At 44.2% G+C, this 26539-nt stretch carries 29 protein-coding genes and 1 other annotated feature; of the genes, 3 read left to right on the top strand and 26 right to left on the bottom strand.

Annotation, left to right across the window (positions count from 1 at the left end):
• Window positions 1-8 precede the first annotated feature (8 nt).
• The 8 genes from K4I03_RS07705 to typA all read right to left on the bottom strand — a co-directional run bounded on the left by K4I03_RS07705 (window position 9) and on the right by typA (window position 9466).
• Window positions 9-680 (bottom strand): YggS family pyridoxal phosphate-dependent enzyme, encoded by a 672-nt coding sequence (locus K4I03_RS07705; protein ID WP_227964454.1) that lies wholly within the window; start codon window positions 678-680, stop codon window positions 9-11.
• 8 nt (window positions 681-688) lie between these two features.
• On the bottom strand, window positions 689-1966 hold the full coding sequence (gene ftsZ / locus K4I03_RS07700; protein ID WP_227964453.1) for a cell division protein FtsZ: 1278 nt from the start codon (window positions 1964-1966) through the stop codon (window positions 689-691).
• Window positions 1967-1982: 16 nt separating this feature from the next.
• The gene (gene ftsA / locus K4I03_RS07695) at window positions 1983-3341 is read right to left on the bottom strand and encodes a cell division protein FtsA (protein WP_002904044.1); all 1359 of its coding nucleotides are present in this window, start codon (window positions 3339-3341) and stop codon (window positions 1983-1985) included.
• Window positions 3342-3462: 121 nt separating this feature from the next.
• On the bottom strand, window positions 3463-4674 hold the full coding sequence (locus K4I03_RS07690; RefSeq protein WP_125381879.1) for a cell division protein FtsQ/DivIB: 1212 nt from the start codon (window positions 4672-4674) through the stop codon (window positions 3463-3465).
• Complete coding sequence (locus tag K4I03_RS07685; RefSeq protein ID WP_125381881.1) at window positions 4671-5741, bottom strand: UDP-N-acetylglucosamine--N-acetylmuramyl-(pentapeptide) pyrophosphoryl-undecaprenol N-acetylglucosamine transferase; 1071 nt, start codon at window positions 5739-5741, stop codon at window positions 4671-4673. Before K4I03_RS07685 ends, K4I03_RS07690 begins: the two co-directional genes overlap by 4 nt.
• Window position 5742: 1 nt before the next feature.
• The gene (gene murD / locus K4I03_RS07680; RefSeq protein ID WP_227964451.1) at window positions 5743-7095 is read right to left on the bottom strand and encodes a UDP-N-acetylmuramoyl-L-alanine--D-glutamate ligase; all 1353 of its coding nucleotides are present in this window, start codon (window positions 7093-7095) and stop codon (window positions 5743-5745) included.
• A 230-nt stretch (window positions 7096-7325) separates the two neighbouring features.
• Window positions 7326-7595: a DUF3165 family protein gene (locus tag K4I03_RS07675; protein ID WP_002929675.1), complete on the bottom strand. Its 270-nt coding sequence runs from the start codon at window positions 7593-7595 to the stop codon at window positions 7326-7328.
• 23 nt (window positions 7596-7618) lie between these two features.
• The gene (typA, locus tag K4I03_RS07670; RefSeq protein WP_227964448.1) at window positions 7619-9466 is read right to left on the bottom strand and encodes a translational GTPase TypA; all 1848 of its coding nucleotides are present in this window, start codon (window positions 9464-9466) and stop codon (window positions 7619-7621) included.
• Between the two features lie 180 nt (window positions 9467-9646).
• Here typA and K4I03_RS07665 point away from each other — a divergent pair, with 180 nt between their 5' ends.
• Entirely contained in the window at window positions 9647-10372 is a 726-nt protein-coding gene (locus tag K4I03_RS07665) for a pseudouridine synthase (protein ID WP_227964446.1), read from the top strand.
• A 64-nt stretch (window positions 10373-10436) separates the two neighbouring features.
• Here the strand turns inward: K4I03_RS07665 and K4I03_RS07660 are convergent, their stop codons facing one another.
• The 3 genes from K4I03_RS07660 to K4I03_RS07650 form a co-directional block, all read right to left on the bottom strand.
• The gene (locus tag K4I03_RS07660) at window positions 10437-10817 is read right to left on the bottom strand and encodes a rhodanese-like domain-containing protein (protein ID WP_002900929.1); all 381 of its coding nucleotides are present in this window, start codon (window positions 10815-10817) and stop codon (window positions 10437-10439) included.
• 1 nt (window position 10818) lies between these two features.
• Complete coding sequence (locus K4I03_RS07655) at window positions 10819-11037, bottom strand: YqgQ family protein (protein WP_002921971.1); 219 nt, start codon at window positions 11035-11037, stop codon at window positions 10819-10821.
• 91 nt (window positions 11038-11128) lie between these two features.
• Window positions 11129-11644 carry a Dps family protein gene (locus K4I03_RS07650; RefSeq protein WP_002921972.1) on the bottom strand — a complete coding sequence of 172 codons (516 nt, stop codon included), beginning with the start codon at window positions 11642-11644 and terminating at the stop codon, window positions 11129-11131.
• 166 nt (window positions 11645-11810) lie between these two features.
• On the opposite strand from K4I03_RS07650, the gene K4I03_RS07645 reads away from it, so the two are divergent.
• Entirely contained in the window at window positions 11811-12467 is a 657-nt protein-coding gene (locus K4I03_RS07645; RefSeq protein ID WP_227964443.1) for a prepilin peptidase, read from the top strand.
• A 53-nt stretch (window positions 12468-12520) separates the two neighbouring features.
• Window positions 12521-13213, top strand: coding sequence for an EcsC family protein (locus tag K4I03_RS07640; protein ID WP_227964441.1), 693 nt, complete (start codon window positions 12521-12523; stop codon window positions 13211-13213).
• Window positions 13214-13252: 39 nt separating this feature from the next.
• Here the strand turns inward: K4I03_RS07640 and trpA are convergent, their stop codons facing one another.
• The 15 genes from trpA to K4I03_RS07565 form a co-directional block, all read right to left on the bottom strand.
• Window positions 13253-14032, bottom strand: a complete 780-nt coding sequence (gene trpA / locus K4I03_RS07635; protein WP_227964440.1) for a tryptophan synthase subunit alpha — start codon at window positions 14030-14032, stop codon at window positions 13253-13255.
• Complete coding sequence (trpB, locus tag K4I03_RS07630) at window positions 14025-15248, bottom strand: tryptophan synthase subunit beta (RefSeq protein ID WP_227964438.1); 1224 nt, start codon at window positions 15246-15248, stop codon at window positions 14025-14027. The genes trpA and trpB (K4I03_RS07630) overlap by 8 nt, the downstream gene beginning before the upstream one ends.
• Window positions 15238-15825, bottom strand: a complete 588-nt coding sequence (locus K4I03_RS07625; protein ID WP_227964435.1) for a phosphoribosylanthranilate isomerase — start codon at window positions 15823-15825, stop codon at window positions 15238-15240. Before K4I03_RS07625 ends, trpB (K4I03_RS07630) begins: the two co-directional genes overlap by 11 nt.
• Window positions 15812-16579, bottom strand: a complete 768-nt coding sequence (gene trpC / locus K4I03_RS07620) for an indole-3-glycerol phosphate synthase TrpC (RefSeq protein ID WP_227964432.1) — start codon at window positions 16577-16579, stop codon at window positions 15812-15814. Before trpC ends, K4I03_RS07625 begins: the two co-directional genes overlap by 14 nt.
• The gene (gene trpD / locus K4I03_RS07615; RefSeq protein WP_061592111.1) at window positions 16576-17580 is read right to left on the bottom strand and encodes an anthranilate phosphoribosyltransferase; all 1005 of its coding nucleotides are present in this window, start codon (window positions 17578-17580) and stop codon (window positions 16576-16578) included. The genes trpC and trpD overlap by 4 nt, the downstream gene beginning before the upstream one ends.
• Before the next feature lie 10 nt (window positions 17581-17590).
• Window positions 17591-18154, bottom strand: coding sequence for an aminodeoxychorismate/anthranilate synthase component II (locus tag K4I03_RS07610; protein WP_227964429.1), 564 nt, complete (start codon window positions 18152-18154; stop codon window positions 17591-17593).
• Window positions 18151-19509, bottom strand: coding sequence for an anthranilate synthase component I (trpE, locus tag K4I03_RS07605; protein ID WP_227964427.1), 1359 nt, complete (start codon window positions 19507-19509; stop codon window positions 18151-18153). Before trpE ends, K4I03_RS07610 begins: the two co-directional genes overlap by 4 nt.
• A gap of 402 nt (window positions 19510-19911) precedes the next feature.
• On the bottom strand, window positions 19912-21093 hold the full coding sequence (trpB, locus tag K4I03_RS07600) for a tryptophan synthase subunit beta (protein WP_227964424.1): 1182 nt from the start codon (window positions 21091-21093) through the stop codon (window positions 19912-19914).
• Window positions 21094-21154: 61 nt separating this feature from the next.
• Window positions 21155-21384: a binding site (T-box leader), on the bottom strand.
• Between the two features lie 75 nt (window positions 21385-21459).
• On the bottom strand, window positions 21460-21999 hold the full coding sequence (locus tag K4I03_RS07595; protein WP_227964421.1) for a VanZ family protein: 540 nt from the start codon (window positions 21997-21999) through the stop codon (window positions 21460-21462).
• Window positions 21986-23074 (bottom strand): 23S rRNA (adenine(2503)-C(2))-methyltransferase RlmN, encoded by a 1089-nt coding sequence (gene rlmN / locus K4I03_RS07590; protein WP_111676195.1) that lies wholly within the window; start codon window positions 23072-23074, stop codon window positions 21986-21988. The genes K4I03_RS07595 and rlmN overlap by 14 nt, the downstream gene beginning before the upstream one ends.
• Complete coding sequence (locus K4I03_RS07585; RefSeq protein ID WP_227964418.1) at window positions 23071-23652, bottom strand: YutD family protein; 582 nt, start codon at window positions 23650-23652, stop codon at window positions 23071-23073. Before K4I03_RS07585 ends, rlmN begins: the two co-directional genes overlap by 4 nt.
• Before the next feature lie 181 nt (window positions 23653-23833).
• The gene (locus K4I03_RS07580) at window positions 23834-24877 is read right to left on the bottom strand and encodes a SepM family pheromone-processing serine protease (protein WP_227964415.1); all 1044 of its coding nucleotides are present in this window, start codon (window positions 24875-24877) and stop codon (window positions 23834-23836) included.
• Complete coding sequence (gene coaD / locus K4I03_RS07575; protein WP_227964410.1) at window positions 24864-25358, bottom strand: pantetheine-phosphate adenylyltransferase; 495 nt, start codon at window positions 25356-25358, stop codon at window positions 24864-24866. Before coaD ends, K4I03_RS07580 begins: the two co-directional genes overlap by 14 nt.
• The gene (gene rsmD, locus K4I03_RS07570; RefSeq protein ID WP_227964407.1) at window positions 25348-25896 is read right to left on the bottom strand and encodes a 16S rRNA (guanine(966)-N(2))-methyltransferase RsmD; all 549 of its coding nucleotides are present in this window, start codon (window positions 25894-25896) and stop codon (window positions 25348-25350) included. Before rsmD ends, coaD begins: the two co-directional genes overlap by 11 nt.
• A gap of 70 nt (window positions 25897-25966) precedes the next feature.
• Window positions 25967-26455, bottom strand: a complete 489-nt coding sequence (locus K4I03_RS07565; RefSeq protein WP_002915723.1) for a YcxB family protein — start codon at window positions 26453-26455, stop codon at window positions 25967-25969.
• Window positions 26456-26539 lie beyond the last annotated feature (84 nt).

Genomic DNA, 26539 nt, shown 5'->3' with positions numbered 1-26539 from the left:
TTTCTTTCCTATTTAAAAAATGCTGTACCGATTCTGACATAGGTCGAGCCATGGGCAATTGCTTCTGGATAATCACGGCTCATTCCCATGCTTAATTCAGAAAAGGGCATATTATTTAACTGTTTCTTTTTTAATTCTTTTTGTAGTTGATGAGCCTTTTCAAACATTTGGTTCAGCTCCTCATGACTAGCTTCAAACGGAGCCATAGTCATCAATCCCACAATTTGAACATTCTCTAATTTTTCAAGTTCAGGCAGGACAACTTCAAGTTCTTCAATCAAAAAGCCATGCTTGCTCTCTTCTTTAGAAATATTCACCTGCAGGAAACATTTAATCACATGTTCAGCTCGTTTGTCAATCTCCTTGGCCAATTTTACAGAATCTAAAGCGTGAAAGTAATCAACATAGTTAATCACATCCTTGACTTTTCTCCTCTGCAAACTGCCGATCAGGTGCCAGGTCAGATTCTCATCTTTCAGAGCATGGTATTTATCTAGAAATTTATCTACCCGATTTTCTCCGATATGCTGAATACCTGTACGAACAAGCTCCTGAGTTGTTTCGCAGCCAACATATTTGGTAACTGCAATGATATTTACTGAATCTTTCAAACGCTGGGCTTGCTCCGCCGCTTGAGCGACGGATTGAAAGACCAACTCTTTATTATTCTGCAAATTCATGATTTAGATTAACGATTTCTGAAGAATGGAGGTGTTTCCAGCTCATCATCATCTTCATTAGTTTCTGCATAGCGCTCCACACGTGCTGACGAACTTGGTTCGGCCTGACGAACAATCGCTTCGCGGCGAAGATCCCAATCACCAAAAGCGGAACCTTTAGGTGCATCCGTTCTTGGACGGCTTGGAGCAGGAATATCAACTGTTTCGGTCATATCAAAGTTTCGTTCAAACTGTCCTGAGCGAACTTCGCGGTTTGGCTCAACTTGCTGCGGACGGCTTGGACTAGTAGGTTGTGGTGTCTGACGAATGCCGCTGACCTTTTCAACCTTGTCCTGACGAACACCAGTAGCTACAACAGTCACGCGGATTTCATCCTTCATGGACTCATCAATAGCAGTACCGAGCCAGATGTTCACACCATGACCTGCTGCTTGGTTGACAATTTCTGAAGCTTCTTCAGCTTCAATCAGTGTCATATCTAAGCCACCAGTAACATTGACAATCACGTCCTCTGCACCATCAATGGTTGTTTCCAAAAGAGGTGAGTAGATAGCTTTGCGAGCAGCTTCGATGACGCGTTCTTCACCGCTACCAACACCAATTCCCATCAAAGCATTACCCTTGTCTGCCATAACTGTTTTCACGTCGGCAAAGTCAAGGTTAATCAGTCCTGGGCTGGTAATCAAGTCAGTAATCCCTTGGACACCTTGGCGAAGAACATTATCTGCTTCACTGAGTGCTTCAAGGAGCGGAGTCTTCTTGTCTACAATTTCAAGCAGGTTGTTATTTGAGATAATCAAGAGTGTATCTACATGCTCGCGAAGTTCGTTGATTCCCTCTACTGCAAAGGTTCCACGCTTGCTTCCTTCAAAACCGAAAGGACGTGTAACTACAGCAACAGTCAGAGCACCAACATTTTTTGCGATACGAGCAATCACTGGAGCAGCTCCTGTCCCAGATCCACCACCCATACCAGCAGTGATGAAGACCATATCTGCTCCTTGCAGAGCTTCGGTCAGGACTTCTTCACTTTCTTCAGCAGCCTTACGGCCTACTTCAGGCTGACCTCCGGCACCAAGTCCGCGAGTCAGCTTTGGACCGAGCTGAATAACTGTTTCAGCTTTGGCACTGCTAAGAGCTTGAACATCTGTATTTGCTGCGATGAATTCAACACCAGCAACACCTTCATCAATCATTCGGTTGATGGCGTTACCGCCACCTCCACCGACACCAATAACTTTAATTACTGCGCCTTGTGCGGCAGCAGCGTCAAATGAAAATGTCATATTCTCTGTATTCTCCTTAATCAAACATTTTGCCAATTAGGTTGCGCATCCGATCTGTAATACCGGTTTTTGGTTCTTGGTTTGGCACATCAGCACTGGCAACTGGAACTTCTTGGACCGGCTCCTCAGGAATCTCATCAGCTGGTTGAGGTTCAAAACGTGGTACTGACTGAGCAGGACGCTCAAAGGATACAGGTCGATGGCGCAGTTGCTCATCACCATGAACAGCAACCTGAGCCAGCATATCCACATCTGTTAAGTTTCCAGCATACTCTGACAGGCTTATAACATGTGCAAAGGCTGGATTGCGAATGCCGATTTGATTTGGCACATAAAGCTTGACATTCACGCCAAACACTTCCTGAGCCAGCTCAACCACTCCTGGAAGAATAGCTGCTCCACCAATAATCACAATGCCGCCTGGCAACTCGAGGAGATGCCTTCTATCCAAATCGCGTTTGATTTGCTCAAAAATATGTTGGATACGAGCAGAAATAATTTCAGCCAGATACTTTTCAGTTACTTCAACCGGCTCAATCTCTCCAATCACTTCTACTTGGAAGGACTCTGTCCCAGCTTCAGGAACATAAGCAGAGCCATAGTTAAACTTGAGACTTTCAGCCAACTTTTGCGAAGTCTTCAAAACCTTGGAGATGTCCTTGGTTACGTAGTCGCCGCCTTCTTGGTATATATTCGTATATTGAAGTTCTTGACCTCGAACAGAAGCTACTGTAGTTTGGCCCCCGCCCATATCAATGACAGTTGCCCCAAACTCACGTTCCCCTTCGTTCAAGATTGACTTAGTCATAGCCAATGGGGAGATAATAACGTTCTCAAGCTGAACTCCCGCGCGCTCAACTGTCTTACGAAGGTTATGCAGGATAGTTCGTGGTCCAGTGTAGAGGAGACCACGCATTTCTAAGCGAATCCCCATCATACCGCGTGGGTCACGAATCCCTTGGAAACCATCCACTACAAACTCTTCTGGGATGAAAGTAATCACTTCGCGATCAGGAGTCATACTCTTAGTCAGAGCAGATCTAACAACATTCTCTACATCTGTATCTGTGATTTCCTTAGAATCACTAGTCACAGGAATCATACCCTGAGTAGGCTCAATCTGTAAGAGATTAGCCGGAAGTCCGACATTAACTAAACCAATTGAAATGCCTGCTTTTTCTTCTGCTTGAGAAATAGCTGTCTTAATGGCAGCAGCAGCAGCCTCAATATCAACAATAATTCCATCTTTAACGCCAGCACTTTTGGCGTTGCTGACTCCAATAACATTCATTTCATCGTTGATGTGCTCTGCCACCAACACTTTAATTGAGCTAGTTCCTATATCTAATCCAGTAAAAAAGCCGTCTCTAGCCATTACACCAGTCCTCTCTATCTTCCATGTTTCCGGTCTATACTAATAACGCTAAAAATTAGAGTTACCCAAGCTTTATTATAACATAAAGAAACTGAAAATGTGCAGTTTTTCTACATATAATTTAGCGATTTTCAGCAGTTCCCGGGTTTTCTGTCGAATTTTGCGGCTCTGCAGGTTCTTGTTCCTGACTTTCTGCCACCTGCTCAGCCGCTTGTTCTGTTGGCTGTCCCGTCGATTCCTCTTCTGCTTTCTGCTTTTCTTCATCAGAAGAAGACGACTCGTTTTGAACTCCTTCAACATAACTAAAAATCCCTGCTTCCATATCTACGACACTAGGTACACCCTCTTCCAGCTGCGATTGGATTCCCTTGTAATATGGCAGTTTCTTAGCAATATGCGAAATTGGTACCAAAATTTTATTGCCATCATGCATTGTCAGCGTAACCAAGTCCGGTGTCACCTTGCTCGGGGTCAGTTGAACTGTCTTAATATTTTTCTTGACCGAAGCCGGTACCTTTTCAATTTGAAGAGCAAATTCTTTAATCAATTTTTTATCTGAAAACTCTATCGAAATATGGGTTTCTGGCAAAGAATCTGCAGCAGTCGGGTCCGAAATAACCTGCCCATTTGTCAGAATAGGATAGTACTGCCCACCCTCATGCAGATAGGCCAGAACTCCGTACTCCTTGACCTTTACCTGAAAAGTAATCGGAAACTGATAAGCCATCTCCAGGTTGTTAATCCAAGGACTAGAAGCTTTCATATTGCGGATATGATTGCCGCCATTGATAAAGGTTGTTAAAGTATAGTCCTTCTCATCAATTTTACTGCTTTTGAGCAGGTCTTCCTGACTGACCATTTGATTCCCTGAAAATTCGATTGTCTTCATGGTCGCCAGTGGCGTCAAAAAATAAACTGACATGATAAAAATCAAGCCGCTGCCCAGCAAAACCGGCAGTGCTCGATAAATATGAACCCTTGAAATATGCACCTTAGCAGCTTCTTTTTCTGCCTTTTTCTGAAGTTTCTCCAGTTTTTTGCGCTCTTTCTCACTCAATTCAGTCTCTAGCTCAGATCCAGATGAGTCATCTTCCAAATATTCTGTTTCTTCCTCTTCATAGGATGAGTCATCTTCTTCCGTCTCTTCAGCTATTTCTTCGCTTTCAATTGAGTCCTCAGCTTCAGCTTCTTTTGCTTCCTCTTCTTCCAGTTTCTTTTGTTTGCTGGCCTCTTCCTGAGCCTTCTTTTCAAGATATTCTTTGTTTCGTTTCTGCCATTCAGAGAGGTGCTCATTTACCTCTTCCTTTGGCTCATCGTGGTTTTTCTTGCTCATTTCTTTCCCTTGTCAATATCCGCTTTCAATAAAGCATAAAATTCATCTACAGACTTGATTTCCTGAGAATTTTTCATAGCTTGATGATAAGAAGCCTGGTTTGCCAAAAGGTCATCAAGTGCTGCCTGTAAATTGCTCATATCCAGCTGTTCCTCTGCCAATTGCTTGGCATATCCCTTTTTCACAAAATAATCAGCATTTTCAATCTGATCGCCGCGGCTGGCTTCCCGTCCCAGAGGAACGATAATGTGCAGCTTAGCCATGGCCAAGAGCTCAAAGATTGTATTGGAACCGCCGCGTGTCACCACTACATCTGCCAAGTCCATCAAAGGCTGGTAGAGTTCGGTCACATAGGCTCTGCGAAAGAGACGTTCAGACAGAACATCCAAACTTGCATCGCCTGTCAGATTGATAACGTTATAACGCTCGGTCAGCGCAGCTTGATTCTGGCTGACAAAGTCATTAAAGACCTTAGCACCAGCAGAACCACCGACAAAAAGCAGAGTAGGCAGCTCTTTATCAAAATACTGACGGATTTCTTCTAGTTCCTGCGGTGGGACTGACTCTTGGTTACCGACCTTGGTCACAGCTCCGACATGCTCAATCTTGGTTAGACTGGAAGGTTGCTCAAAGGTTGCATACATCTTGGTCGCACACTTATAGGCGATTTTATTGGCCAAGCCAATGGATAGATCCGATTCATGAACATAGACGGGCATCCCAGACAGGCGAGCTGCAATCACAGGCGGAACGGACACAAAGCCTCCCTTAGAAAAGAGAGCCTGTGGCCGTACCTTGAGCATGATGCCCAGCGACTGGAAAATGCCCCAGACGACCTTAAAGCCATCCAGCAGATTCTGCCAAGAAAAGTAGCGGCGAAGCTTGCCCGTAGCTACCGAATGGAAGGTCACATCCAATCCTGACTTTTGGATTTCCTGGTACTCAATACCATGCTTATCGCCAATATAATGAACCTGCCAGCCTTCTTTGATAAATTTCGGAATCAGGAGAAGGTTGAGGGTTACATGCCCAACCGTTCCTCCGCCTGTAAATACAATCTTTTTCATCTTAACCTTTTAATTCTTCAAATGCAGCGAGAAACTCATCGCCACGGACTTCAAAATTACTATACATATCCCAGCTGGCATTGGCAGGACTAAGCAAGACAATGTCTCCTGGCTCCGCTTGCGCAAAGGCCTTATGAGCTGCATCCCAGACATCAGTCGCATCTAGATAAGAAACACCAGCCTGATCAGCTGCCCTCTTTACACGCGGAGCTGATTGTCCTAAGATCACCATTTTCTTGAGTCCTTTGAGGTCAGGCACTAACTCGTCAAATTCATTGCCACGGTCCAAGCCACCCACAATCAGAATCACCTTGCTATTGTCAAAACCAGATAAGGCTTTCTGTGTTGCCAAGATATTGGTTGACTTACTGTCATTGTAAAAGGCAACCTCATTTACCTGCCCCACATACTGGAGCCGGTGCTTAACACCCCCAAAAGCTGACAAGACTTCTTTGAGCGTCTGATTGTCAATGCCACGCAGTTTGGCTACTGCAATCGTAGCCAGAGCGTTTTCGACATTGTGGCTGCCAGGAACGCCGATTTCAGCCGCCTGCATAATCGCTTCTCCACGGAAGGTCAAGACATCACCCTCTAGATAGGCACCATCCACCTTTTCAGTCGTTGAAAAAGGCACAACAGTAGCCTGAGTCTGGCTAGCCATTTCCTTGGCCCATTCTTGATTGAAATTCAAAACCAAATAATCATCAGCTGTCATGTTTTTCTGGATATTCCACTTGGCAGCTGCATATTCCTCAACAGAGCCGTGATAATCCAAATGAGTCGGCATGAGGTTAGTAATAACAGCTATTTGCGGATGAAAAGCCTCAATCCCCATCAACTGGAAAGAAGACAATTCCATGACCAGCGTATCTTTGCTGCTGGCTGTTTGGGCTACTTGACTAGCAGGAAAACCGATATTACCAGACAATAAACCGTTTTGACCGCCGGCCGTCAAGACTTGCGCAATCATGGTTGTGGTCGTCGTCTTACCATTTGAACCCGTAATACCAATAATCGGTGCTTCAGAAATTAGATAAGCCAACTCTACTTCAGTGATAACTGGAATCTTCTTCTCAAGAGCCCGAACGACCATGGCATTGTCATAAGGAATACCTGGATTTTTCACCATTAGTTCAAAATCTTCGTCCAGCAACTCCAAGGGATGACCTCCTGTCACCACTTTTATACCTTCTTCTAGCAAGGATTGGGCAGCAGGATTTTCCTCGAAAGGTTTACCGTCGTTAACTGTCACGATAACTCCTAATTTATCTAAAAGGCGAGCTGCTGACTCACCCGACTTGGCCAATCCCAGGACCAAGACCTTCTTATTGGCAAAATTTGCTATTTTTTTCATAAGCAACCTCTTCCATTCATACTTCACTCTATTTTACCTTTTTTTGTGAAAATAAAAAAGTCATAGGAGTCTTTTATTTTCGACTGTAAGCAAGTTTTGAAAAAAATGATATGTTTTCATCTATTTGAAATATTTTGTAACATAAACCTATTATTTTTGTAAAAATATAGATCAACAAAAAAGCAAGATCTCAAAACGTCTATCCGACTTCCTAAGTTCTTGCTCATTTATTATTCTTCATCAAAATTCTTTTTTGATTTCTTAGGCGGCTTGAGACGATTAATATCCCGCAAAGCCAAGACGGTCACTACGGATAGGCCAAATCCTACAAAATATTCAGCTGGCAATTGGAAAATCTGAAAAATGCCTAAGCCGAATAAGATAATCAAGGCCACAATCAGTAAAACCATGGTCACAGCATTAACAGTGCCTTTAATACTGGATGGAACAGCAAAAATGTAGAAAAAGAGGATTAAAATCCCAATGATAAGATAAACCATATTGCTGCTCCTTTCCTTTTTGCTTATTCAGCTGCAGCTGATTTTTTCTTTTTATTGGCTTTTTCGCGTTCTTGTTTGTTCAAAATTTGCTTACGCAGACGAATAGATTCTGGCGTTACTTCCATGTATTCGTCGTCATTCAAGAATTCCAAAGATTCTTCTAAGGTCAAAATGCGCGGTGTCTTGATGACTGCTGTCTGGTCCTTGGTTGCAGAACGAACATTGGTCATTTGCTTAGCCTTGGTGATGTTAACAGTCAAGTCATTTTCACGAGAGTTTTCACCGATAATCATTCCTTCATAAACCTCAGTACCTGGGTTGACAAATATAGTTCCGCGCTCTTCGATAGACATGATCGAGTAGGTCGTTGCCTTACCAGCATCGATGGATACCAGAGCACCGCGGTGGCGGCCACCGATTTCACCTAGAATAAGTGGTAGGTATTGATCAAAGGTATGGTTCATAATCCCGTAACCACGAGTCATGGATAAGAACTCAGTTGAGTAACCAATCAAACCACGGGCTGGAACTAGGAAGACCAAACGAGTTTGACCATTACCAGTAGCTACCATATCCAGCATTTCACCCTTACGTTCAGAAAGGCTTTGGATAACAGATCCTTGGTATTCTTCTGGAGTATCAATTTGGACACGCTCAAATGGCTCGCACTTAACGCCATCGATTTCTTTTACGATAACTTCTGGACGAGATACTTGCAACTCATATCCTTCACGACGCATGGTTTCGATCAGGATTGACAAGTGTAATTCGCCACGACCTGAAACTGTCCACTTATCTGGTGAATCTGTTGGGTCAACACGAAGGGATACGTCTGTCTGCAATTCTGCTTGCAAGCGTTCTTCCACCTTACGAGAGGTTACCCATTTTCCTTCCCGGCCAGCAAATGGTGAGTTATTCACCAAGAAGGTCATTTGAAGCGTTGGCTCATCGATGTGAAGGATTGGAAGAGGTTCAATGGCATCTGTAGGTGTAATGGTTTCACCAACAAAGATATCTTCCATACCGGATACGGCAATCAAGTCACCCGCTTTTGCTTCTTGGATTTCACGACGCTCCAAGCCAAAGAAACCAAAGAGCTTCGTGACACGGAAGTTCTTCGTTGTTCCGTCTAGTTTAGAAAGGGTAACTTGGTCCCCAACCTTAACAGTACCACGAAAGACACGTCCGATACCAATACGACCTACAAAGTCATTGTAGTCCAAGAGTGAGACTTGGAACTGCAAAGGTTCATCAGAGTTGTCCACTGGAGCTGGGATATGGTCGATGATAGTATCAAAGATTGGTGCCATTGTTTTTTCTTGATCAGCAGGATCGTCAGAAAGTGAAGAAGTTCCGTTGATAGCTGAAGCATAAACAACTGGGAAATCAAGCTGGTCATCATCTGCACCAAGCTCAATGAAGAGTTCCAATACTTCGTCCACTACTTCTGCTGGACGAGCTGATGGTTTGTCGATTTTGTTGACAACAACGATTGGGACAAGGTCTTGTTCAAGGGCCTTTTTCAATACGAAACGAGTTTGTGGCATGGTTCCTTCGTAGGCATCTACCACCAAAACAACACCGTCAACCATTTTCATGATACGCTCAACTTCTCCACCGAAGTCCGCGTGTCCTGGTGTATCCATAATGTTGATACGAGTTCCGTTGTAAGCAACGGCTGTATTTTTAGCAAGGATCGTAATACCGCGCTCTTTTTCGATATCGTTTGAGTCCATAGCACGCTCTGCCAACTCTGTACGAGCATCAAGAGTTTCAGACTGCTTCAATAATTCGTCAACGAGGGTTGTTTTCCCGTGGTCAACGTGGGCGATAATCGCAATGTTACGGATATCTTCTCTTAATTTTGTCATGATTTCCTCTGAATTTTTAAATTTTATTTCTAACTGAACAATTATACCACAGACGCAGGCAAAAAACACGGCTTTGATAAGTGTAAATGTTTTCATTAAAAAATATGGGAGCTGCATGAGGATTTGCATTTCCCATCCTGAAAATTTATGATATGATTTAGAAAAAAATAAGGAAAACAGATGCGCCTCGACCAACTGCTGGCTGCCAATCATATCAGCCGAAAAAAGATGAAACAAAGCCTTTTGCAAAAACAGATTTTAGTGGATGGTAAGCCCGCCTGCAAACTCAGCCAAAACGTTGATACCGGCCTGCAGCAGATTACTTTTCAAGGAAAGCATGTCAGCGGCCCTGCCCACCGTTACTACATGCTGAATAAACCCTCTGGCGCAGTCACAGCCAATCGTGACGCTGAAAAATTGACTGTCCTGGATTTGCTGGATAAGGAGATAGAAAAAGAAAATCTTTACTCTATCGGACGGCTGGATAGAGATACAGAAGGACTTCTTCTGATTACCGATAATGGTCCTTTGGGATTTCAGCTGCTGCACCCTCAATATCATGTCGAAAAAACTTACTATGTAGAAGTCAATGGACCTTTAACCTCTCAGGATAAAATTGCCTTTCAAGAAGGCATTCGCTTTTTAGACGGCACCATCTGTCAGCCCGCCCAGCTCTCTATCCTCTCCAGCAGCTCTAGTCTGAGCCGTGCTACCGTCAAGATTTCTGAGGGGAAATTCCACCAGATTAAAAAGATGTTTCTAGCAGTTGGTGTCAAGGTCATTTATCTCAAGCGGATTCAATTTGGGAATTTTACATTAGACCCAGACCTAGCAAAAGGTGATTGCCGTCCTTTAAACCAAGAAGAATTAGAGATTATTAAAGAATCTTTGGAGAAAAGTTGGTAAAACAAAAAAGCTTTAAAAAATAAAGCTTTTTTCTTAATTCCTATATCCGTTCATGAATGTTTTATCAGCTAGCTTTCACCTTGCCATTCCAAGAATCCAACCCATAAGAAAGAATATAGATTTCTTTAAATCCTTGTTTTTTCAGATACAGAGCCGCATTGGTCACGCGCTGACCACGACTATTTTCATAGAGGAGAACAGCCTTGTCCTTGCGAAGTGCACCAACACTATCCTTGAGCTGCTGAGATGGAATATTGCGAGCACCTAAGATATGCTTCCGGTGAAAATCAGATGGATCCCGCAGATCAACCAACTGACCTTGGCGAATCAAATCTTCAAATTCCCCGTTATCCACGATTTTTGCCGCCTGACGAAGGCGCAGATAATTAAAGCCCATCCAGCCAATTATTCCCAAAAGTACCGCCCACAAAATCCAAATTGTCATCTCAAGTCTCCTTTTTCTTTGCTAAATATTCTAACTCTAATCGATGTTCTCGGCGTAAGACTGCCTCCGCCTCAAAATAAGCTAGCTTATCCATTAGACCGGCGTCGTAAATCCTCTTCAGCTCGATTTTCATCATTTCAATATCATAAAGGCGTTTACCCATATAGATAATGATTCCGAAACTTTTAAGAAATTGCTGAACATCATACAGGGTTTTCATGAGCTATATTTTATCAGATTTTCCAGCGCTTTTCAAGATGAAAAAAGCAGAAAGGAAAGTCTGTTCCCTTCTGCTTGGCATGGATCATTTTTTATAAACCTGGTGCTTGACCAATTTCAGCTGTCAGCATCCAGATAGTCTTTTCAAGGTCAGCCTTGGCACCGACAAAGATATCATTGGTTACATCGTCTCCTTCTTGGTCTGTTACATCCAAAGCTTCTTGGTAAAGACCTGTCAGATAACGGAAAATCTCAATCACACGCGCCAGGCTTTCTTCTACATCCTTGCTGAATTCACCAGCTTTTTCTTCAATCTTGCTGTGTTGGATAAACTCGGTCAACGTAGAATAAGGCTTGCCTCCTAGTGTAATCAAGCGCTCGCTGACTTCATCCAAAGTTGTATCCAAAGTTTCCATGTATTCATCCATTTTTGGATGCCAAACCATGAAGCCTGCGCCACGCATATACCAGTGAACTTGGTGAAGAGCGATATGAGCTGTATAAAGATCTGCCACTACTTGATTAAGAATAGCCTTAGTCTTTGGCAAAGCCTTTTGATTGCTGAAAGTTGCTACGTCAGTTGCTGCACCATTTTTTACTTGTGTCATTGTATCTACCTCGTTTTTATTTATAATGATTCTAATCTTTTTAGATTATGGTTTAATTATAATGTTTCTAAATAAGAAAGTCAAGACAAAAGTTTCAAAAAAAGAGTTTATTAGAAAAGTTGCAAAATTTCAGAATTTTTCAGTTTAAAATTACGAATAAATAAGTATGATTCATCTATACTTTTTTATCCTTGGCACTGTCTTTGCCTCATTCCTAGGCTTGGTTATCGACCGCTTCCCAGAACGGTCTATCATCACTCCCGCTAGCCATTGCAATGCCTGCGGGAAAAGATTGGCACCACGTGATTTGATTCCTATTTTTTCTCAAGTCATGAACCGGCTTCGTTGCCGCTTCTGCGGAGACAAGATTCCCTTACGCTATTTATTTTTTGAATGTCTCTTGGGCGGTCTTTCTCTAGCAACTTCGCTTGGCACGATTTCCATCAGTCAACTCCTACTATTCACCATGGGCTTGACCCTGACCATCTACGATCAAAGAGAGCAGCAATATCCCCTGATGCTCTGGCTGATTTTTCAGCTTTTGCTGCTGATGACAGCAGGCGTCAACCTTCTCATGCTCTTCTTTTTAGCCTTAGGACTTCTAGCCTTCTTTTTTAATCTTCGCATCGGATCTGGAGATTTTCTCTTTCTTGCTTCCTGCTCAGCCATTTTCAGCCTGACAGAAATTCTCCTTCTTATCCAAATCGCTAGCTTCGCTGGTCTCGCCTGTTTCTGCTTTAAAAAGAAAAAAGACAGGCTGGCATTTGTCCCCTGTCTTTTGTTTGGTGCATTTACTGTTTTAATGTTTAAATGTATTGTGTAATTTGTAAAAGTACTATATAATGAAAGCAGATTATTTATTAAGGGGATTTTATTATGAAATTAGAATTACCAAAATCAAAATTAAAACTGCCTAACATTGATGAAAAATCGATGTTAAAAGTTCTTGATTGGACTTATGAAACTACAATTAATGGTATTCCTGGTCAAAAGACTATAGAAGAACTTGCTGCTGATTATTTGAAGCATGATGATATAGAAACTGCAATTTCAAAGATGATTACTTATCAAACTTCAAAAGCTGGAATATCTGGTTTCGTTACTGGATTCGGGGGAATATTAACAATGCCGGTAACTATTCCAGCCAATATAACTTCTGTTATTTTAGTTCAAATGAGAATGATTGCCACTATAGCTTATATGAGAGGATACGACTTAAAGAGTGATCAAGTTCAAACATTTGTTTATGCCTCATTAACTGGAACATCTGTTGCTGATATTGCAAAGAAAGCCGGGATTATTATTGCAAATAAAATGGCAACTGGAGTAATTAAAAAAATCCCTGGGAAAGTACTAACAAAAATTAATCAAGCGGTTGGTTTTAGATTGGTAACCAAATTTGGCACTAAAGGAGCTGTGAATTTAGGAAAAATGGTTCCTATTGCTGGTGCTTTTATAGGCGGAGTTGTGGATACCGCATCAACTCAAATCATTGCGAAAAATGCTTTAAAAACCTTTACTTCTAAAGGAATTAATATAGGAGACGGTACAATTATTGATATCAAATAAAGAAAATAATGAGGTTCGATAGAAAGAACCTCATTTTATTTATTTCTTATAGGCTGCTGCTTCTTGGATAAAGGTTGCTATGCTGGCGTCCTTTTCATGAAGAGCTTTGACAATCTTAGATCCAACAATAACTCCATCTGAGACTTGATTGAAGCGGTCAACATCCTCTAAAGTCGAAACGCCAAAGCCCGTCAGTACTGGAATCTCAGCAATATCACGAAGCTTGCTCAAGTGCTGGTCCAAATCATCGCGGTAGCTTCCGCTCTTACCCGTCACACCGTTGATAGCTACAGCGTAGATAAAACCTTCAGCTTCCTTGATCAGCTCCTGCTGACGTTCTAGTCCAGTCGTCAGACTCACCAAAGGAACTAGAGCGATATCTGAATCTTCCAGCAAAGGCAAGATGAAATTTCTATGTTCGTAGGGCAGATCCGGAATAATCAATCCTTTAACCGGTGTTGTAGCTAAGTCCTTGACAAAATCTTTGAGACCATACTGGAAAATTGGATTGAAGTAGGTCATGATAATGAGAGGGAGCTGAGTGTCCAACTTCTGCAAGCTTGCCACTAAAGACTTGGCGGAAGTATGGTGACCCAGACTTCTCAGACCGGCTTCTTCAATAACCGGCCCATCTGCAACAGGGTCTGAAAATGGCAGACCGATTTCAATGGCTGACACGCCCAAGTTTTCCAAAAATGAGATGGTTTCTACTAATCCTGCTAAACCTTTCTCATGATCGCCAGCCATGATATATGGAAGGAAAATTCCCTTACCTGCTTTTTTGATGGCTTCTAAATGCTGAGTGAGTGTTTTAGTCATGGGCACCTCCTTTTTGAGCCGCTTCTCTTTCCAAGCGTTCCTTTACCTGAACGACATCCTTGTCACCACGGCCGGATAGGCAGACAATCATTGATTTATCTGGTCCCAACTCCTTAGCAAGCTTAACTGCGTAAGCAATAGCGTGGCTAGACTCTAGAGCGGGGATAATCCCTTCGATACGAGACAGGAGCTGGAAGGCTTCCAAGGCTTCTTCATCCGTGACTGGAACATAAGTTGCGCGCTGGATAGCATTAAAATGAGAATGTTCTGGACCGATGCCTGGATAATCCAGCCCGGCAGAGATAGAGAAAGCTTCCAGAATCTGCCCTTGCTCATCCTGTAGGACATCCATCAAGGCGCCGTGTAAAACACCCGGCCGGCCCTTGGTTAAGGTCGCAGCATGTTCATCTGTATCGATGCCTCGCCCAGCGGCTTCTGTTCCATACATGGCAACTGTGCTATCGTCAACAAAGGGATAAAAGAGCCCAATAGCGTTGGAACCACCGCCAACGCAGGCCACTAAAGCATCTGGCAGGGCACCTGCGTTTTGCTCAGCAAACTGGCGCTTGGCCTCACGACCGATCACACTCTGATAGTCGCGGACAATCTCTGGGAAAGGATGGGGTCCCAAGGCTGAGCCCATAATATAATGAGTATCATCGACCTGAGCCACCCAAGCTCGCAAGGCAGCATTGACTGCATCCTTGAGAACTCGAGAACCATCAGTCACAGATTCTACCTTGGCTCCAAGAAGTTCCATCCGAAAGACATTGAGGGCTTGGCGCTTGACATCTTCTTCACCCATGTAGATAGTACAGTCCATGTTGAAAAGGGCTGCAGCCGTAGCTGTAGCTACGCCGTGCTGACCTGCACCAGTCTCTGCAATGATTTTCTTCTTGCCCATCCGCTTGGCTAATAAAACCTGACCTAGGGCATTATTGATTTTGTGAGCCCCGGTATGGTTGAGGTCTTCCCGCTTCAGATAAATCTTGGCACCGCCAGCATAGGCTGTCAGATTTTTAGCAAAATAGAGAGGATTTTCTCGCCCTACATATTGCTTCAGCAACTCGTCCAGCTCAGCCTGAAAGGCTGGGTCTTTTTTACTCTCACGGTAGGCTTTGTCTAGCTCTAAAACTGCTGTCATCAGCGTTTCGGGAACAAATCGTCCACCAAACTCACCGTAAAATCCTTCTTGATTGGGTTGATTATATGCCATCTTTCACTCTTTCTATAAATTCTTTTATCTTTTCTAAGTCCTTCTGGCTGTCAGTTTCGACCCCGCTTGAGACATCAACTGCGTAAGGAGCGAAGTGCTGAATAGCTTCTCGGACATTTCCTGCATTCAAACCACCGGCGATAAAGAAGGGCTGGTGGATTTGACCTTTATCAAAAGTTTGCCAGTCAAAGGTCTGACCACTACCAGCAAGAGGGGCATCAAAGAGCAGGTAGTCCGCTTGTTGGCTGAATCCCTTTAACGCTCCCTTGACTTGGTAAGCTCGAATAACTGGCCGGCCGACCTCAGTCAGAAGCTCTTCATTAAAATCGCCATGAATCTGCACCAAATCCAGATTTGCCACTGAAATAGCTTCCTGCAGCTCTGCCAAGCTCGGAGATACGAAAACTCCTACCTTTCGGACAGTAGGCGGCACCAAGGCAACTAGCTTCTGAGCTTGCTCCAAACTGACCCTCCGACGGCTCTTAGCAAAGACAAAGCCAATGTAATCCGCACCAGCCTGGCATGCCGTCTCCACAGCGCTGGCCGTTGATAAGCCGCAAATCTTAACCTTTGTCAATTTTTAGCTCCTTAATTTTTTCTGCCACATCCTCAGCCTGCATCAGGGCTGTTCCGACTAAAATCGCATGAAAATAAGGAGCTACTAGCTCAGCATCTTCCTTGCTGAAAATAGCAGACTCAGATACGTAAACCTTGTCATCTTTGAAATGGGCAGACAGCTGGAGACTGGTATTGATATCTGTCTCAAAAGTAACTAGATTGCGGTTATTGACACCGATTATCTGTGCTCCTATTCTATGGGCAATTTCCAGCTCCGCCAGATTATGGGTTTCGACCAGAACTTCCAAGCCTAAACCTGTCGCAAAATCATAGAGTTCTTGCAGTCGCTTTTCAGATAAGGCAGCCACAATCAGGAGAATAACTGTCGCTCCTGCATTGCGGGCACGAACAATCTGCTTTTCATCAATAATAAAGTCCTTATTGAGGGTTGGAATGGTCACTTGGCTGGAAATCTCTCTCAGGTAATCCAGATGTCCTTTGAAGAAAATCTCATCTGTCAAAACCGAAATCATAGCTGCACCGCATCGTTCATAGGTGCGAGCCTGCTCAACAATATCCACACCGAGATTAATATCTCCCAGACTTGGACTGGCTTTTTTGACCTCAGCAATCAGCTGCAGCTCTTGAGGGTGGTTTTTGAGATACTCATAGAGGGAATAAGTCGAGCGCAGGGGCTGCAGCTCTTCATAAGACATAGCCGCCACTTCCTGCTCTTTTTGCTTTAGAATGGTCGGGAGAAATTCTTTGCTCATTTCTGATACTCCTGTAGTTGCTTGAGTTTTTCATAGGCTGCGCCGCTAGCAATCACTTGGCGGGCTAGAACTATTCCTTCTTCTATACTGTCTGATTTTCCATTAGCATGAAATCCCAATCCAGCATTCAGAACTGTCGTTTCTAGATAGGGGCTGGCTTGATTTTGCAAGACAGAAAGCAGAATTTCTGCATTTTCCTTGGCATTGCCCCCACGAATCGCTTCAAGAGCTATTTCTTCCATGCCAATATCTGCCGGCAGAAAGCTGTGCAGGCTGATTTGCCCATTTTCCAGCAGAGCATACTGGGTACGGCCATGAAGACCCGCCTCATCCAGACCATCCGGCCCCGACACAACTACTGCACGCTTACGGCCCATATTTTTCAAAACCTCTGCCGTACTCTCTAGCATATCCGGCCGGCTGGTCCCCAAAAGCTGAGTTTCTAAACTCATGGGATGGATGAGTGGGCCAGTTAGGTTCATAATAGTGGGAATGCCTAGACTAAGACGAGCTGGCATGATGTATTTCATGGCTGGGTGCATGTTCTTTGCAAAGAGAAAGACGATACCTGTCTGCTCAAAAACCTTGCCCAAGCTAGCAGCGTCCAAGTCTAGATTGATACCCAGAGCTTCTAACACATCAGCTGAACCTGACTTAGAAGAAATGGAGCGATTGCCGTGCTTAGCCATCTTAATTCCGCCACCTGCCAGTACAAAAGCTGCCGTAGTCGAAACATTGAAGCTGAAAGACTTGTCTCCGCCGGTACCGCAATTGTCCATGGCAGTGCGAATAGTGGTCGGAATCTGCTTAGCATGTCCTCGCATTACCTGAGCCAAAGCAGTTCGTTCCTCAATCGTCTCCCCCTTCATCTTGAGCCCCAGCAAGAAGGCTACAATTTGGGACTCTGTCACCCGTCCGGTGACAATACGCTCAATCACATCTGTCATCTCAGCGCTGCTTAAATCCTTAAAATCAGCTAGTTTTGCAATAATCTCTTTCATACACGCTCCTTTATTTTACTAAATCGATGAAATTCTTGATAGACGACAAGCCGTCCGGCGTGCCAATACTTTCAGGATGATACTGAAAACCATAAATGGGCAGACTCTTGTGTTGGATAGCCATGATCGAGTTATCATCAACCGCTCGAGCTGTCACTTCAAAGTCCTCCGGCATCTCCTCAATCAAAATCGAATGATAACGCATGACTGGCTGCCCATCCTCTATCTCCTCATAGATAGGAGATTTTCCCTCAAAGCGCAGAATACTTTGCTTGCCGTGCATGACTTTGGGAGCCAATCCTAGCTTTCCGCCAAATACTTCTGCAATGGCTTGATGCCCCAAGCAAATCCCTAAAATCGGCTTTTTACCAGCAAAATCGCGGATAAGCTCTTCCATCCGTCCTGCATCTGCTGGCCAGCCTGGACCCGGAGACAGCACCAAAGCATCAGCTTCTTCTGCCGCTTGATAAAGGCCTGCATCATCATTTCGCAAGACCTTAACTTTTGCAAAATTGCCGATATACTGGGCTAGATTGTAAGTAAAAGAATCATAATTATCAATCAATAAAATCATTGCATCTCTCCTATCTTGGTCATTGATTTGGCCTTGTTGATGGTTTCTTGGTATTCATTAGTAGGAATCGAGTCATAAACAATACCCGCTCCAGCTTGAACGTAAGCTCTGCCATTTTTCAAAATCATAGTCCGGATAGCAATGGCAACATCCATATCCCCTGTCGCAGACAGATAGCCGATAGCCCCCGCATAAACGCCACGCTTTTCCTGCTCCAGCTCATAAATCCGTTTCATGGCTCGAATCTTAGGCGCGCCTGAGACGGTACCGGCCGGCAGGGTGGACTTGAGCGCATCCATGGCTGTCAGTTGGGGCAGAAGCTGACCACGGACCACGCTGGTCAGATGCATGACATAGCGGAAATACTCCACTTCCATGTACTTAGTGACTTCCACGCTGTTATTCTGGGCAATTTTACCGATATCATTACGCCCCAAATCAACTAACATGCGGTGTTCCGCCACTTCCTTCTCGTCAGCCAGCAACTCCTCTGCCAAGGCTTTATCTTCTCTTTCATCCTTCCCACGCGGTCTGGTTCCAGCAATAGGATTGGTCGTAACCTGACCCTGCTTGACAGAGACTAGACTCTCTGGGCTGGCTCCGATAATCTGATAATCTCCGAAGTCATAAAAGTAGAGATAGTTGGAAGGATTGGTCACACGCAGATTGCGATAGTAATCCAGCGGCCTACCAGAATACTCTGCTGAAAACCGCTGACTGAGCACACATTGGAACATGTCGCCCTGCCGAATCAAGCTACGCGCTTCTTCCACCATTTTTTCAAAAGCTCCCTGCTCGATATGGCTCTGGAAGTTCAAACTGGACAGTTCCAGCGGTGAAAATTCATCTGCCGCAGGCTGCGCCAGCTCAGCCATGATATGCTCCAGACTAGCAGCCATATCAGCTTCGCTTCTATTGCTGTAGAGGGCCTCCTCGACGATATAGACCTTGTCTTTTTTATGGTCAAAAACCATGTAACTCTCATAGACGAAAAAGTGCATATCAGGCGTTCCAATCACATCAGCTGGAATTTGGCCAATCTCCTCATAGAGGGAAATCATATCATAGCCAACAAAACCGATGGCTCCACCACCAAAAGGCAGTTCTGAATGATGGCCTTTTTTTACGGCTAACTCATGCAGATAGTCCAATGGATCTGCCTCAATTACTTGCCCGTTCTTCGTTAACCGGCTATTTTCATAGCGGATTTCAAAGACTGGATTATAAGCTAGGATAGAAAAACGAGCTGTCTCGCTATCTCTCGGAATACTTTCCAAAATCACCTTGTGGTCGCCCTGAATCCGCATATAAGCCAGAATCGGCGATAAAATATCAGCTGGTAAAATCTTTTGCATAATTTTTCTTTCTATTTAATCAGAAGCGTTTAAGGAGGAGTAATTTGCTAGCTATGACTGCATTCACAAGAACAGATAGCACCTGTCCACGGTCATAACTTGCCCCAGAACTACAGAAAAACGCCCGCACAGTTCATCCTGTGAGGGCGTATCATCGCGGTGCCACCTCAGTTATGGAGTTTTCAGGCTCCACATCTCATTTACTTATTTACAGTCATTTAGATCCCTTTTAGTAGAAGGTAGCATACTGGTTTACAACAAAGCATGCTAACAAAGTAATAAAAGATCAACTAAATGACAAAATTTTGACTCCAGCAGCCCATTTCATAACTTCTCCTGCCTGTTTTCAGCAACCACAGACTCTCTGAAAGGAGGGGTGTTACTACTCTTCTGCTGGGTATTTTATTTTCGTTTTTCTAGATAGTCGGCAATGGCTGCCACATCCTTGTCTCCACGACCAGATACATTGATAATGATGATTTGGTCAGATGGCAATTGCGGAGCTCGCTTGATGGCTTCAGCAATGGCATGTGAGCTTTCAATTGCCGGCAAAATTCCTTCCTTTTGTGTCAAGAGAAGCAAAGCGTCCACAGCTTCATCATCTGTCGCTACCACGTATTCTACTCGACCAGAATCTTTAAAGAAAGCATGTTCAGGACCAACTCCAGGATAGTCCAAGCCTGCTGAAATGGAGTAAACCGGTGCCACCTGACCATCTTCAGCAAAGACAGCGTAGGTCTTCATACCATCCACTACTCCGACACTTCCCTTGGTCATGGTCGCCGCATGCTGGTCTGTATCAAGACCCCGTCCAGCTGCTTCAACACCAACCAGCTTGACTTCTTCATCCGCCACATACTGAGAGAAAGCGCCGATAGCATTGGAGCCACCGCCTACGCAGGCAATAACATAGTCCGGCAAGCGGCCTTCCTTGTCCAAAATCTGCCGGCGAGATTCTTCACTAATCACCTTTTGAAACTCATGGACAATCGTCGGATAAGGGTGAGGACCGACAGCAGAACCCAAAACATAGAAGGCTTCCAAATCGCTCATCCACGCTCCAAAGGCCGCATCTACAGCATCCTTGAGGGTTTTGGTGCCTGTTTCCACTGCGTGAACAGTCGCACCCATCATTTCCATGCGGAAGACATTAAGGCGCTGGCGTTCTACATCCTCTGCACCCATGTAAACATCGCACTTCATACCAAACTTAGCTGCGGCTGCCGCAGTTGCCACACCATGCTGGCCAGCTCCAGTTTCAGCAATGACCCGGGTCTTGCCCATGCGCTTAGCTAGAAGAATCTGCCCCAAAACATTATTGAGCTTATGAGAGCCCAGATGATTGAGATCTTCCCGCTTTAGATAAATCTTAGCGCCGCCCAGATGCTGGGTCAGACTTTCTGCAAAGTAGAGCGGGGTTTCCCGACCTGAATAATCTGCCAAATAATGCCGGTATTCATTTAAAAATTCTGGATCATCCTTATACTTCTCAAAAGTCGCTTCTAATTCATCCAGCAAGGCCTGGATAGGCTCTGGTACAAAGGAGCCGCCGAATTGTCCAAAATATCCTTTAGTTTCTGTCATCTTGATTGCCTCATTTCTTTATTTTCAAGCAAAACAAAAGCCCACACACAGAAAAAATCTGTGTGAGGGCGTATAATCGCGGTGCCACCTCAATTATGGAGCAAAGTATAGACTGCCTCCATATCTCTGTCTTGTCTAACAACAAGCTGCACTGTAAGGTGTGCTCACCGAATTTTTATTGCTTCAAATTCATTTTTTGCATCAGCCCACTTCATAATCTTCTACTGCCTGTTTCCACCAACCACAGGCTCCCTGAAAGTAGAAAAAATTATTACTTTTCTGATGATTTATTTTATTATAGGCCTTTCCCTTTTTCTTGTCAAGAAAAAATTTAATTTTTTCTCCCAAATCCGAACCTTTCTCTTGCTAGTCTCTTTTGAAAGCGTCGCCTTGACGATTTTTCCAGATTTTCTGACCACGCTGAAATACCCACCAAGCCAGATAACCACCCAAAGTATTGGTCCAGAGATCATCAATCTCAAAGACTCGATTGGCGTTGATGAGAAGGTCCAGTAGAATCTGAGTCACTTCGATAGACAGACTCATCCCAAAGCTCAGCCATACAACCTTCTTGGTCTTCCTCAATTTCGGAAAGAGGCAAAGCAATTGAAAAATTAAGGGCGATAGTAGAAAGATATTGGCTAGATTTTGGATAAAGACCTTGGCCAGCTGGATCCAAGAGGTAATCTCGCCAATATTGACAAAGGAATTAAAAGGGATTAACAAAACTACTATTCGGCCAAAATACTGGATTCCAGGAGTTTCCATTCCTGGCTCTGGAACCTGAGGAATAAAGCACAGAATGCAAAGCATCAAGAAATAGAGCCAGCTTCCCCCTACCAGCAATTTCCGTCCCTTAGCAGTCAGCTCACCGTCTGAAGTCAGATAGTTCTTAAGGCTGAACATTTTCTACCAATGCTTTCTCGCGATCACGCTTCATAGTATTGGAACGCAGCTGGCCGCAGGCTGCATCAATATCCGTTCCATGTTCCTGACGAACCACGCAATTGACTCCGTTTTTCTTGAGGGTATCATAGAAAGCCATCACGCGCTCTTTGGGACTGCGGCTGTATTGGTCGTGCTCGCTAACGGGGTTGTAAGGAATGAGATTGACATAAGATAGCTTCTTAATGTTCTTGAGCAGCTCAGCCAGTTCCTTGGCCTGCTCTATCCCGTCATTGACTTCATTGAGCATGATGTACTCAAAGGTCACTCGACGGTTGGTCGTCTCAATATAGTATTCGATAGCTGCAAAAAGCTTTTCGATAGGGAAGGACCGGTTAATCCGCATGATGCTGGTCCGCAGATCATTATTCGGGGCATGGAGGGATACAGCTAGATTGACCTGCACACCTTCATTGGCAAAGTCACGAATCTTATGAGCCAGCCCTGAGGTCGAAACCGTGATATGGCGGGCCCCGATAGCCAAACCTTTGTCATCATTGACCGTCCGGACAAACTTGAGCACATTGTCATAGTTGTCAAACGGCTCACCAATTCCCATAACCACGATGTGGCTGACCCGCTCATCCTGACCACGCTCATCAAAATACTTCTGAACCAGCATAATCTGAGCTACAATCTCACCGTTATTGAGGTCGCGTTGCTTTTTAATCAAGCCAGAAGCACAGAAGGTACAGCCGATATTACAACCTACTTGAGTGGTCACGCAGACAGAAAGGCCATAGTGCTGGCGCATAAGTACGGTCTCAATCAGCATACCATCCGGCAGCTCAAAGAGGTACTTGACCGTACCGTCAGCCGACTCCTGAACAATGCGCTGTTTAAGCGGATTGACGACAAACTGATCATTTAGCTTGGCAATCAAATCTTTAGATAGATTGGTCATCTCTTCAAAAGACTGGACCCGCTTGCGGTAGAGCCACTCCCAAATCTGGGCAGCGCGAAATTTCTTTTCTCCCTGAGCTTCCGCCCATTCAATCATTTCCTGACGCGTTAAGCTATAAATAGATGGTTTCATTTTTCTCCTTTATTCTGACGAATTACAAAATGGCGATTGCTGTCTTTTGGCTTTTTCTGCCTATCTTGCTGGGAATTGTTGCGAGAGCGCTTATTGTCCCTTTTAGAGCGGCTGTCTCGGTCTCGCTCGCTTCTGCGATTGCGGTTGCCGCCTGAACGGCTGTTGCGAGAACGTTTTGACCGACCTTCTGTCTCTTTCTTGCCATGGGATTTCTTATCAAAGGAAGCGCGCTGGGGATTTGGATTTTCCAAGACAAAATAAGCACAGCCGTAGCTGCAGTACTCCAGCAAATAGTCTTCTAAGCGGCTGATCTTCTCATCGCTTTCATTAGCCCGCTCGTCCTTGTAAAAACCGCGCAGTCGCAGCTGCTCATTGCCCCAGTCGCCGACAATATAGTCAAACTTGGTGAGAATTTCTGAAAAACGCTGATGAAAGGCAGTCAAGTCAAAGCCTTCCTTATAATTCTCAATCAATTCAAACTCGAATTTTTCTGCAACAATCTTGCTGTCAATCTGTTTAAACTCCGGTCCCGGGAATTTATTATAATTATACAATTCAGGTGAAATATCTTTACGCATACTCTTCCTTTAACAATCTTGGATAGTTTATCTACAACACTTTATTTTATCATAAATCAGCCAGTATTTCGCGGACTTTTCATCAAAAATATCTTTCTGAAAAAAGTCAGACGATTTAAAGTAGAAAAGGTCGTCTAATTTTGTCTATTTCACAAGAAAAATCTTAGCAAAAGCTAAGATCTTACTTGTTCTTTTTCAGATAGTCAATGGCGTCCTGCAGCGTTTTAACTGGAACAATTTTCATATCCGTTTTAATCTTCTTGGCTGTCTCCAAAGCCGTTTGGTAGTTGTTTTTCCCATTAGGAGAAAGCTTCTTCTCTTCCTCTGTCAGTTCATTGTTGGGTGCAAAGAAGATATCTGCTCCGCTTTGGGCCGCTGAAACGACTTTCTTATCAATTCCGCCGATTTCGCCAACTTCACCTTCCCGGCTGATGCTGCCGGTCCCTGCAATATCGCGGCCATCACGAAGAGTCGGATCAGCCAACTGGGTATAAATGGCTAAGCTGAACATAAGACCAGCACTGGGACCGCCGATACCCTCAGTTGAAAACGTAATCGGAATACTGCTGCTGACCTCCGTCCGGTCTATCAGACCAATCCCAATCCCGTTCTTACCGTTCTCTAACTTGATAATCTTTCCAGTTGCCGATTTCTCCTGACCATCCTCTTGGAAAGTCACCTTGACCTTATCCCCAAGCTTCTGCGAGTTGACATACTTGACCAGCTCCTCAGAACTTTCAAATGTTTTGTCATTGACACCGGTTACCGTATCAGCAATATTGAGAACCCCCTTGAAGGTTGAGTTATCAGCTACCTGCAGGACATAAACCCCCAGATAATCCATCTTGATCTCTTTACCAGCTGTCGTCAACCCTTGATATTTAGCCATGTTTTGTGATGTTTCCATGTAAAACTGGTTGATCCGATTGAACTCCTCATCCGTGGATCCCCCCGTCATATCCTTAGCGGAATAAATATCGGTAAAAGGGGTCAGCCAAGCATAGACCAGATGGGCAAAAGTTGCCTGCTCTACTCCGACTGTCACAAAGTTATAGGAACCCGCTTCCTTATCGGCCTTTTTATCAACCAGTAAGACCTGCCGAACATCCTCGGCACCACCAGGAACTTCTATATAATAAGGCAGACGAACCCAAAATGCTGCTATAAAAAAGGCAATAGTGACGCCAATGACCGTCGGCCATAGATACTTCTTAATTCTTTTCATCGTTGATTCTTTCTAATTCTTTGATTACACTTTGGGGCACATAGGCCGCGATATCCTGCTGAAAAGCAATCAGCTCACGAATACGTGATGAACTGATATGCTGATAGACTGGCTTGCTGAGTAAGAAAATCGTCTCCAGCTCTCCTGCTAGTTCATGATTGAAAAAGTTCATATTGGCTTCATAGTCTAGGTCTTGACTATTGCGGAGACCACGTACAAAGGCCTGGGCTCCCAGTCTTCTGGCCACTGTCACTGCTAGCTCATTCTGAGAAGTGATTACCTCGACATTATCCAAATGCTGCAGAGCTTCTTTGACCATGCGCTCTCTGGCCTCAATTGTAAAAAAACCTGACTTTTCCCGGTTATAGAAAATCCCTACATAGAGCTTGTCAAAAAGCCTGCTGGCCCGCTCAATCAGGTCCACATGGCCCTTGGTCATCGGGTCAAAAGACCCTGTGAATAATCCAATCTTATCTGACATACACCGTCACCTTTGAAATTCCATATATCTTCTGCTTCCAAATGCCCAGCCCTGCAATTTCCTCAGGTAATTCAACTTCCTTGTCTGTCTCACAGACTACCAGAACATCTTGACTCAAGAGCTGGCCTTCCTCTAGCTTCTCAAGGTCAGCCACAATCTGCTCCTCGGCATAAGGCGGATCCAAGAGAACTAAGTCAAAAGCCCCTGTCAAGGTATCTAGAGCGCGGCCAGATTCCATCTTGAGCAAGTCAAAACGTTCCGGCTCCTTGGTCATCTGAATGTTCTCTGAAATAATAGCCTGAGCTCTGCGATCCTTCTCGACTAAGATAGCTGTCTCCATACCTCGCGAAATAGCCTCAATGGCCAAACTCCCGCTCCCAGCATAAAGATCCAGCACCCGACCGCCGTCAAAATAGGGACCAATCATATTAAAAATCGCCCCCTTGACCTTATCAGTCGTAGGCCTGGTCGTCTTGCCGTCCAAAGTCTTGAGGGGCCTGCCCCCGTATTTACCTGCAACAACTCTCATAAAAAACATTATAACACACATCGCACAGGAGGCCAATTTTTTGAAAACTGGACAGATAAAAAACAGAAGTCCCCCAAAATTAGAGACTTCTATTTTCTTTTAGTTTTAGTAAAAAATCAATTAATTCAGGCTGACAGTCTGCCTTATCCAAGATCAGCCCTATTGACCGGCCAACCATAATATAAAAAGTTTCTGGCTTGTCTATAATCGCCACAATATCTTGATAGTCAAATCTGGCATTGTTATTCCGATTAACGACACGAAAGTCTGTCTCATAGAAGCTAAACTCCTGCTCTATATCATGCCAGAGGGGGTTGCCTCTATAAAACTTTTTAATATGGCGATTCATGGACAGATAGTAAAGAAAAGGAAGGACAGCCACAGTAACAAGAAAAGCTACGCCTCGCAAAGGTTCCCCGATGAAAAAACAGATTGCACCGCATATCAGCACCACTATCTCAGGGAGAATCAGTGAAAAGAGGCCATTCTTTTTATACCAAAAATTGGTCCAAGCGAAACGGCGATAAGCTTCTTCTGTCATAATCGTTTTTGCTGTCATAGGAAACATCTCTCTACCTCCAAGTTATATTCCTCCCTACAGTTTACCACATTCTTGCTAAGAATGAAAATACTCAATAAAGAACTTGCTTTT

Source organism: Streptococcus sanguinis, assembly GCF_020729725.1.
GTDB classification, from domain to species: Bacteria; Bacillota; Bacilli; order Lactobacillales; family Streptococcaceae; genus Streptococcus; species Streptococcus sanguinis_V.
This window is presented reverse-complemented; position numbering and strand designations above follow the sequence as displayed.

Excerpts from the sequence above, each read along its gene's own strand:
- K4I03_RS07565 (WP_002915723.1), bottom strand. The coding sequence starts at position 26,455 with ATGTTTCCTATGACAGCAAAAACGATTATGACAGAAGAAGCTTATCGC.
- trpB (WP_227964438.1), bottom strand. The coding sequence starts at position 15,248 with ATGGCATATAATCAACCCAATCAAGAAGGATTTTACGGTGAGTTTGGT.
- typA (WP_227964448.1), bottom strand. The coding sequence starts at position 9,466 with ATGACAAAATTAAGAGAAGATATCCGTAACATTGCGATTATCGCCCAC.
- K4I03_RS07690 (WP_125381879.1), bottom strand. The coding sequence starts at position 4,674 with ATGAGCAAGAAAAACCACGATGAGCCAAAGGAAGAGGTAAATGAGCAC.
- K4I03_RS07660 (WP_002900929.1), bottom strand. The coding sequence starts at position 10,817 with ATGACAATTTGGATTTTGTGGGCGGTACTTTTGGGAATAATTGGCTGG.
- rsmD (WP_227964407.1), bottom strand. The coding sequence starts at position 25,896 with ATGTTTTTTATGAGAGTTGTTGCAGGTAAATACGGGGGCAGGCCCCTC.
- trpC (WP_227964432.1), bottom strand. The coding sequence starts at position 16,579 with ATGAGCAAAGAATTTCTCCCGACCATTCTAAAGCAAAAAGAGCAGGAA.
- K4I03_RS07665 (WP_227964446.1), top strand. The coding sequence starts at position 9,647 with ATGCGCCTCGACCAACTGCTGGCTGCCAATCATATCAGCCGAAAAAAG.
- ftsA (WP_002904044.1), bottom strand. The coding sequence starts at position 3,341 with ATGGCTAGAGACGGCTTTTTTACTGGATTAGATATAGGAACTAGCTCA.
- K4I03_RS07610 (WP_227964429.1), bottom strand. The coding sequence starts at position 18,154 with ATGATTTTATTGATTGATAATTATGATTCTTTTACTTACAATCTAGCC.
- trpE (WP_227964427.1), bottom strand. The coding sequence starts at position 19,509 with ATGCAAAAGATTTTACCAGCTGATATTTTATCGCCGATTCTGGCTTAT.
- murD (WP_227964451.1), bottom strand. The coding sequence starts at position 7,095 with ATGAAAAAAATAGCAAATTTTGCCAATAAGAAGGTCTTGGTCCTGGGA.
- trpD (WP_061592111.1), bottom strand. The coding sequence starts at position 17,580 with ATGAAAGAGATTATTGCAAAACTAGCTGATTTTAAGGATTTAAGCAGC.
- trpA (WP_227964440.1), bottom strand. The coding sequence starts at position 14,032 with ATGACTAAAACACTCACTCAGCATTTAGAAGCCATCAAAAAAGCAGGT.
- K4I03_RS07595 (WP_227964421.1), bottom strand. The coding sequence starts at position 21,999 with ATGTTCAGCCTTAAGAACTATCTGACTTCAGACGGTGAGCTGACTGCT.
- K4I03_RS07655 (WP_002921971.1), bottom strand. The coding sequence starts at position 11,037 with ATGAAAACCCTGTATGATGTTCAGCAATTTCTTAAAAGTTTCGGAATC.
- K4I03_RS07645 (WP_227964443.1), top strand. The coding sequence starts at position 11,811 with ATGATTCATCTATACTTTTTTATCCTTGGCACTGTCTTTGCCTCATTC.
- coaD (WP_227964410.1), bottom strand. The coding sequence starts at position 25,358 with ATGTCAGATAAGATTGGATTATTCACAGGGTCTTTTGACCCGATGACC.
- rlmN (WP_111676195.1), bottom strand. The coding sequence starts at position 23,074 with ATGAAACCATCTATTTATAGCTTAACGCGTCAGGAAATGATTGAATGG.
- K4I03_RS07585 (WP_227964418.1), bottom strand. The coding sequence starts at position 23,652 with ATGCGTAAAGATATTTCACCTGAATTGTATAATTATAATAAATTCCCG.
- K4I03_RS07640 (WP_227964441.1), top strand. The coding sequence starts at position 12,521 with ATGAAATTAGAATTACCAAAATCAAAATTAAAACTGCCTAACATTGAT.
- K4I03_RS07580 (WP_227964415.1), bottom strand. The coding sequence starts at position 24,877 with ATGAAAAGAATTAAGAAGTATCTATGGCCGACGGTCATTGGCGTCACT.
- trpB (WP_227964424.1), bottom strand. The coding sequence starts at position 21,093 with ATGACAGAAACTAAAGGATATTTTGGACAATTCGGCGGCTCCTTTGTA.
- ftsZ (WP_227964453.1), bottom strand. The coding sequence starts at position 1,966 with ATGACATTTTCATTTGACGCTGCTGCCGCACAAGGCGCAGTAATTAAA.
- K4I03_RS07650 (WP_002921972.1), bottom strand. The coding sequence starts at position 11,644 with ATGACACAAGTAAAAAATGGTGCAGCAACTGACGTAGCAACTTTCAGC.
- K4I03_RS07675 (WP_002929675.1), bottom strand. The coding sequence starts at position 7,595 with ATGGTTTATCTTATCATTGGGATTTTAATCCTCTTTTTCTACATTTTT.
- K4I03_RS07705 (WP_227964454.1), bottom strand. The coding sequence starts at position 680 with ATGAATTTGCAGAATAATAAAGAGTTGGTCTTTCAATCCGTCGCTCAA.
- K4I03_RS07685 (WP_125381881.1), bottom strand. The coding sequence starts at position 5,741 with ATGAAAAAGATTGTATTTACAGGCGGAGGAACGGTTGGGCATGTAACC.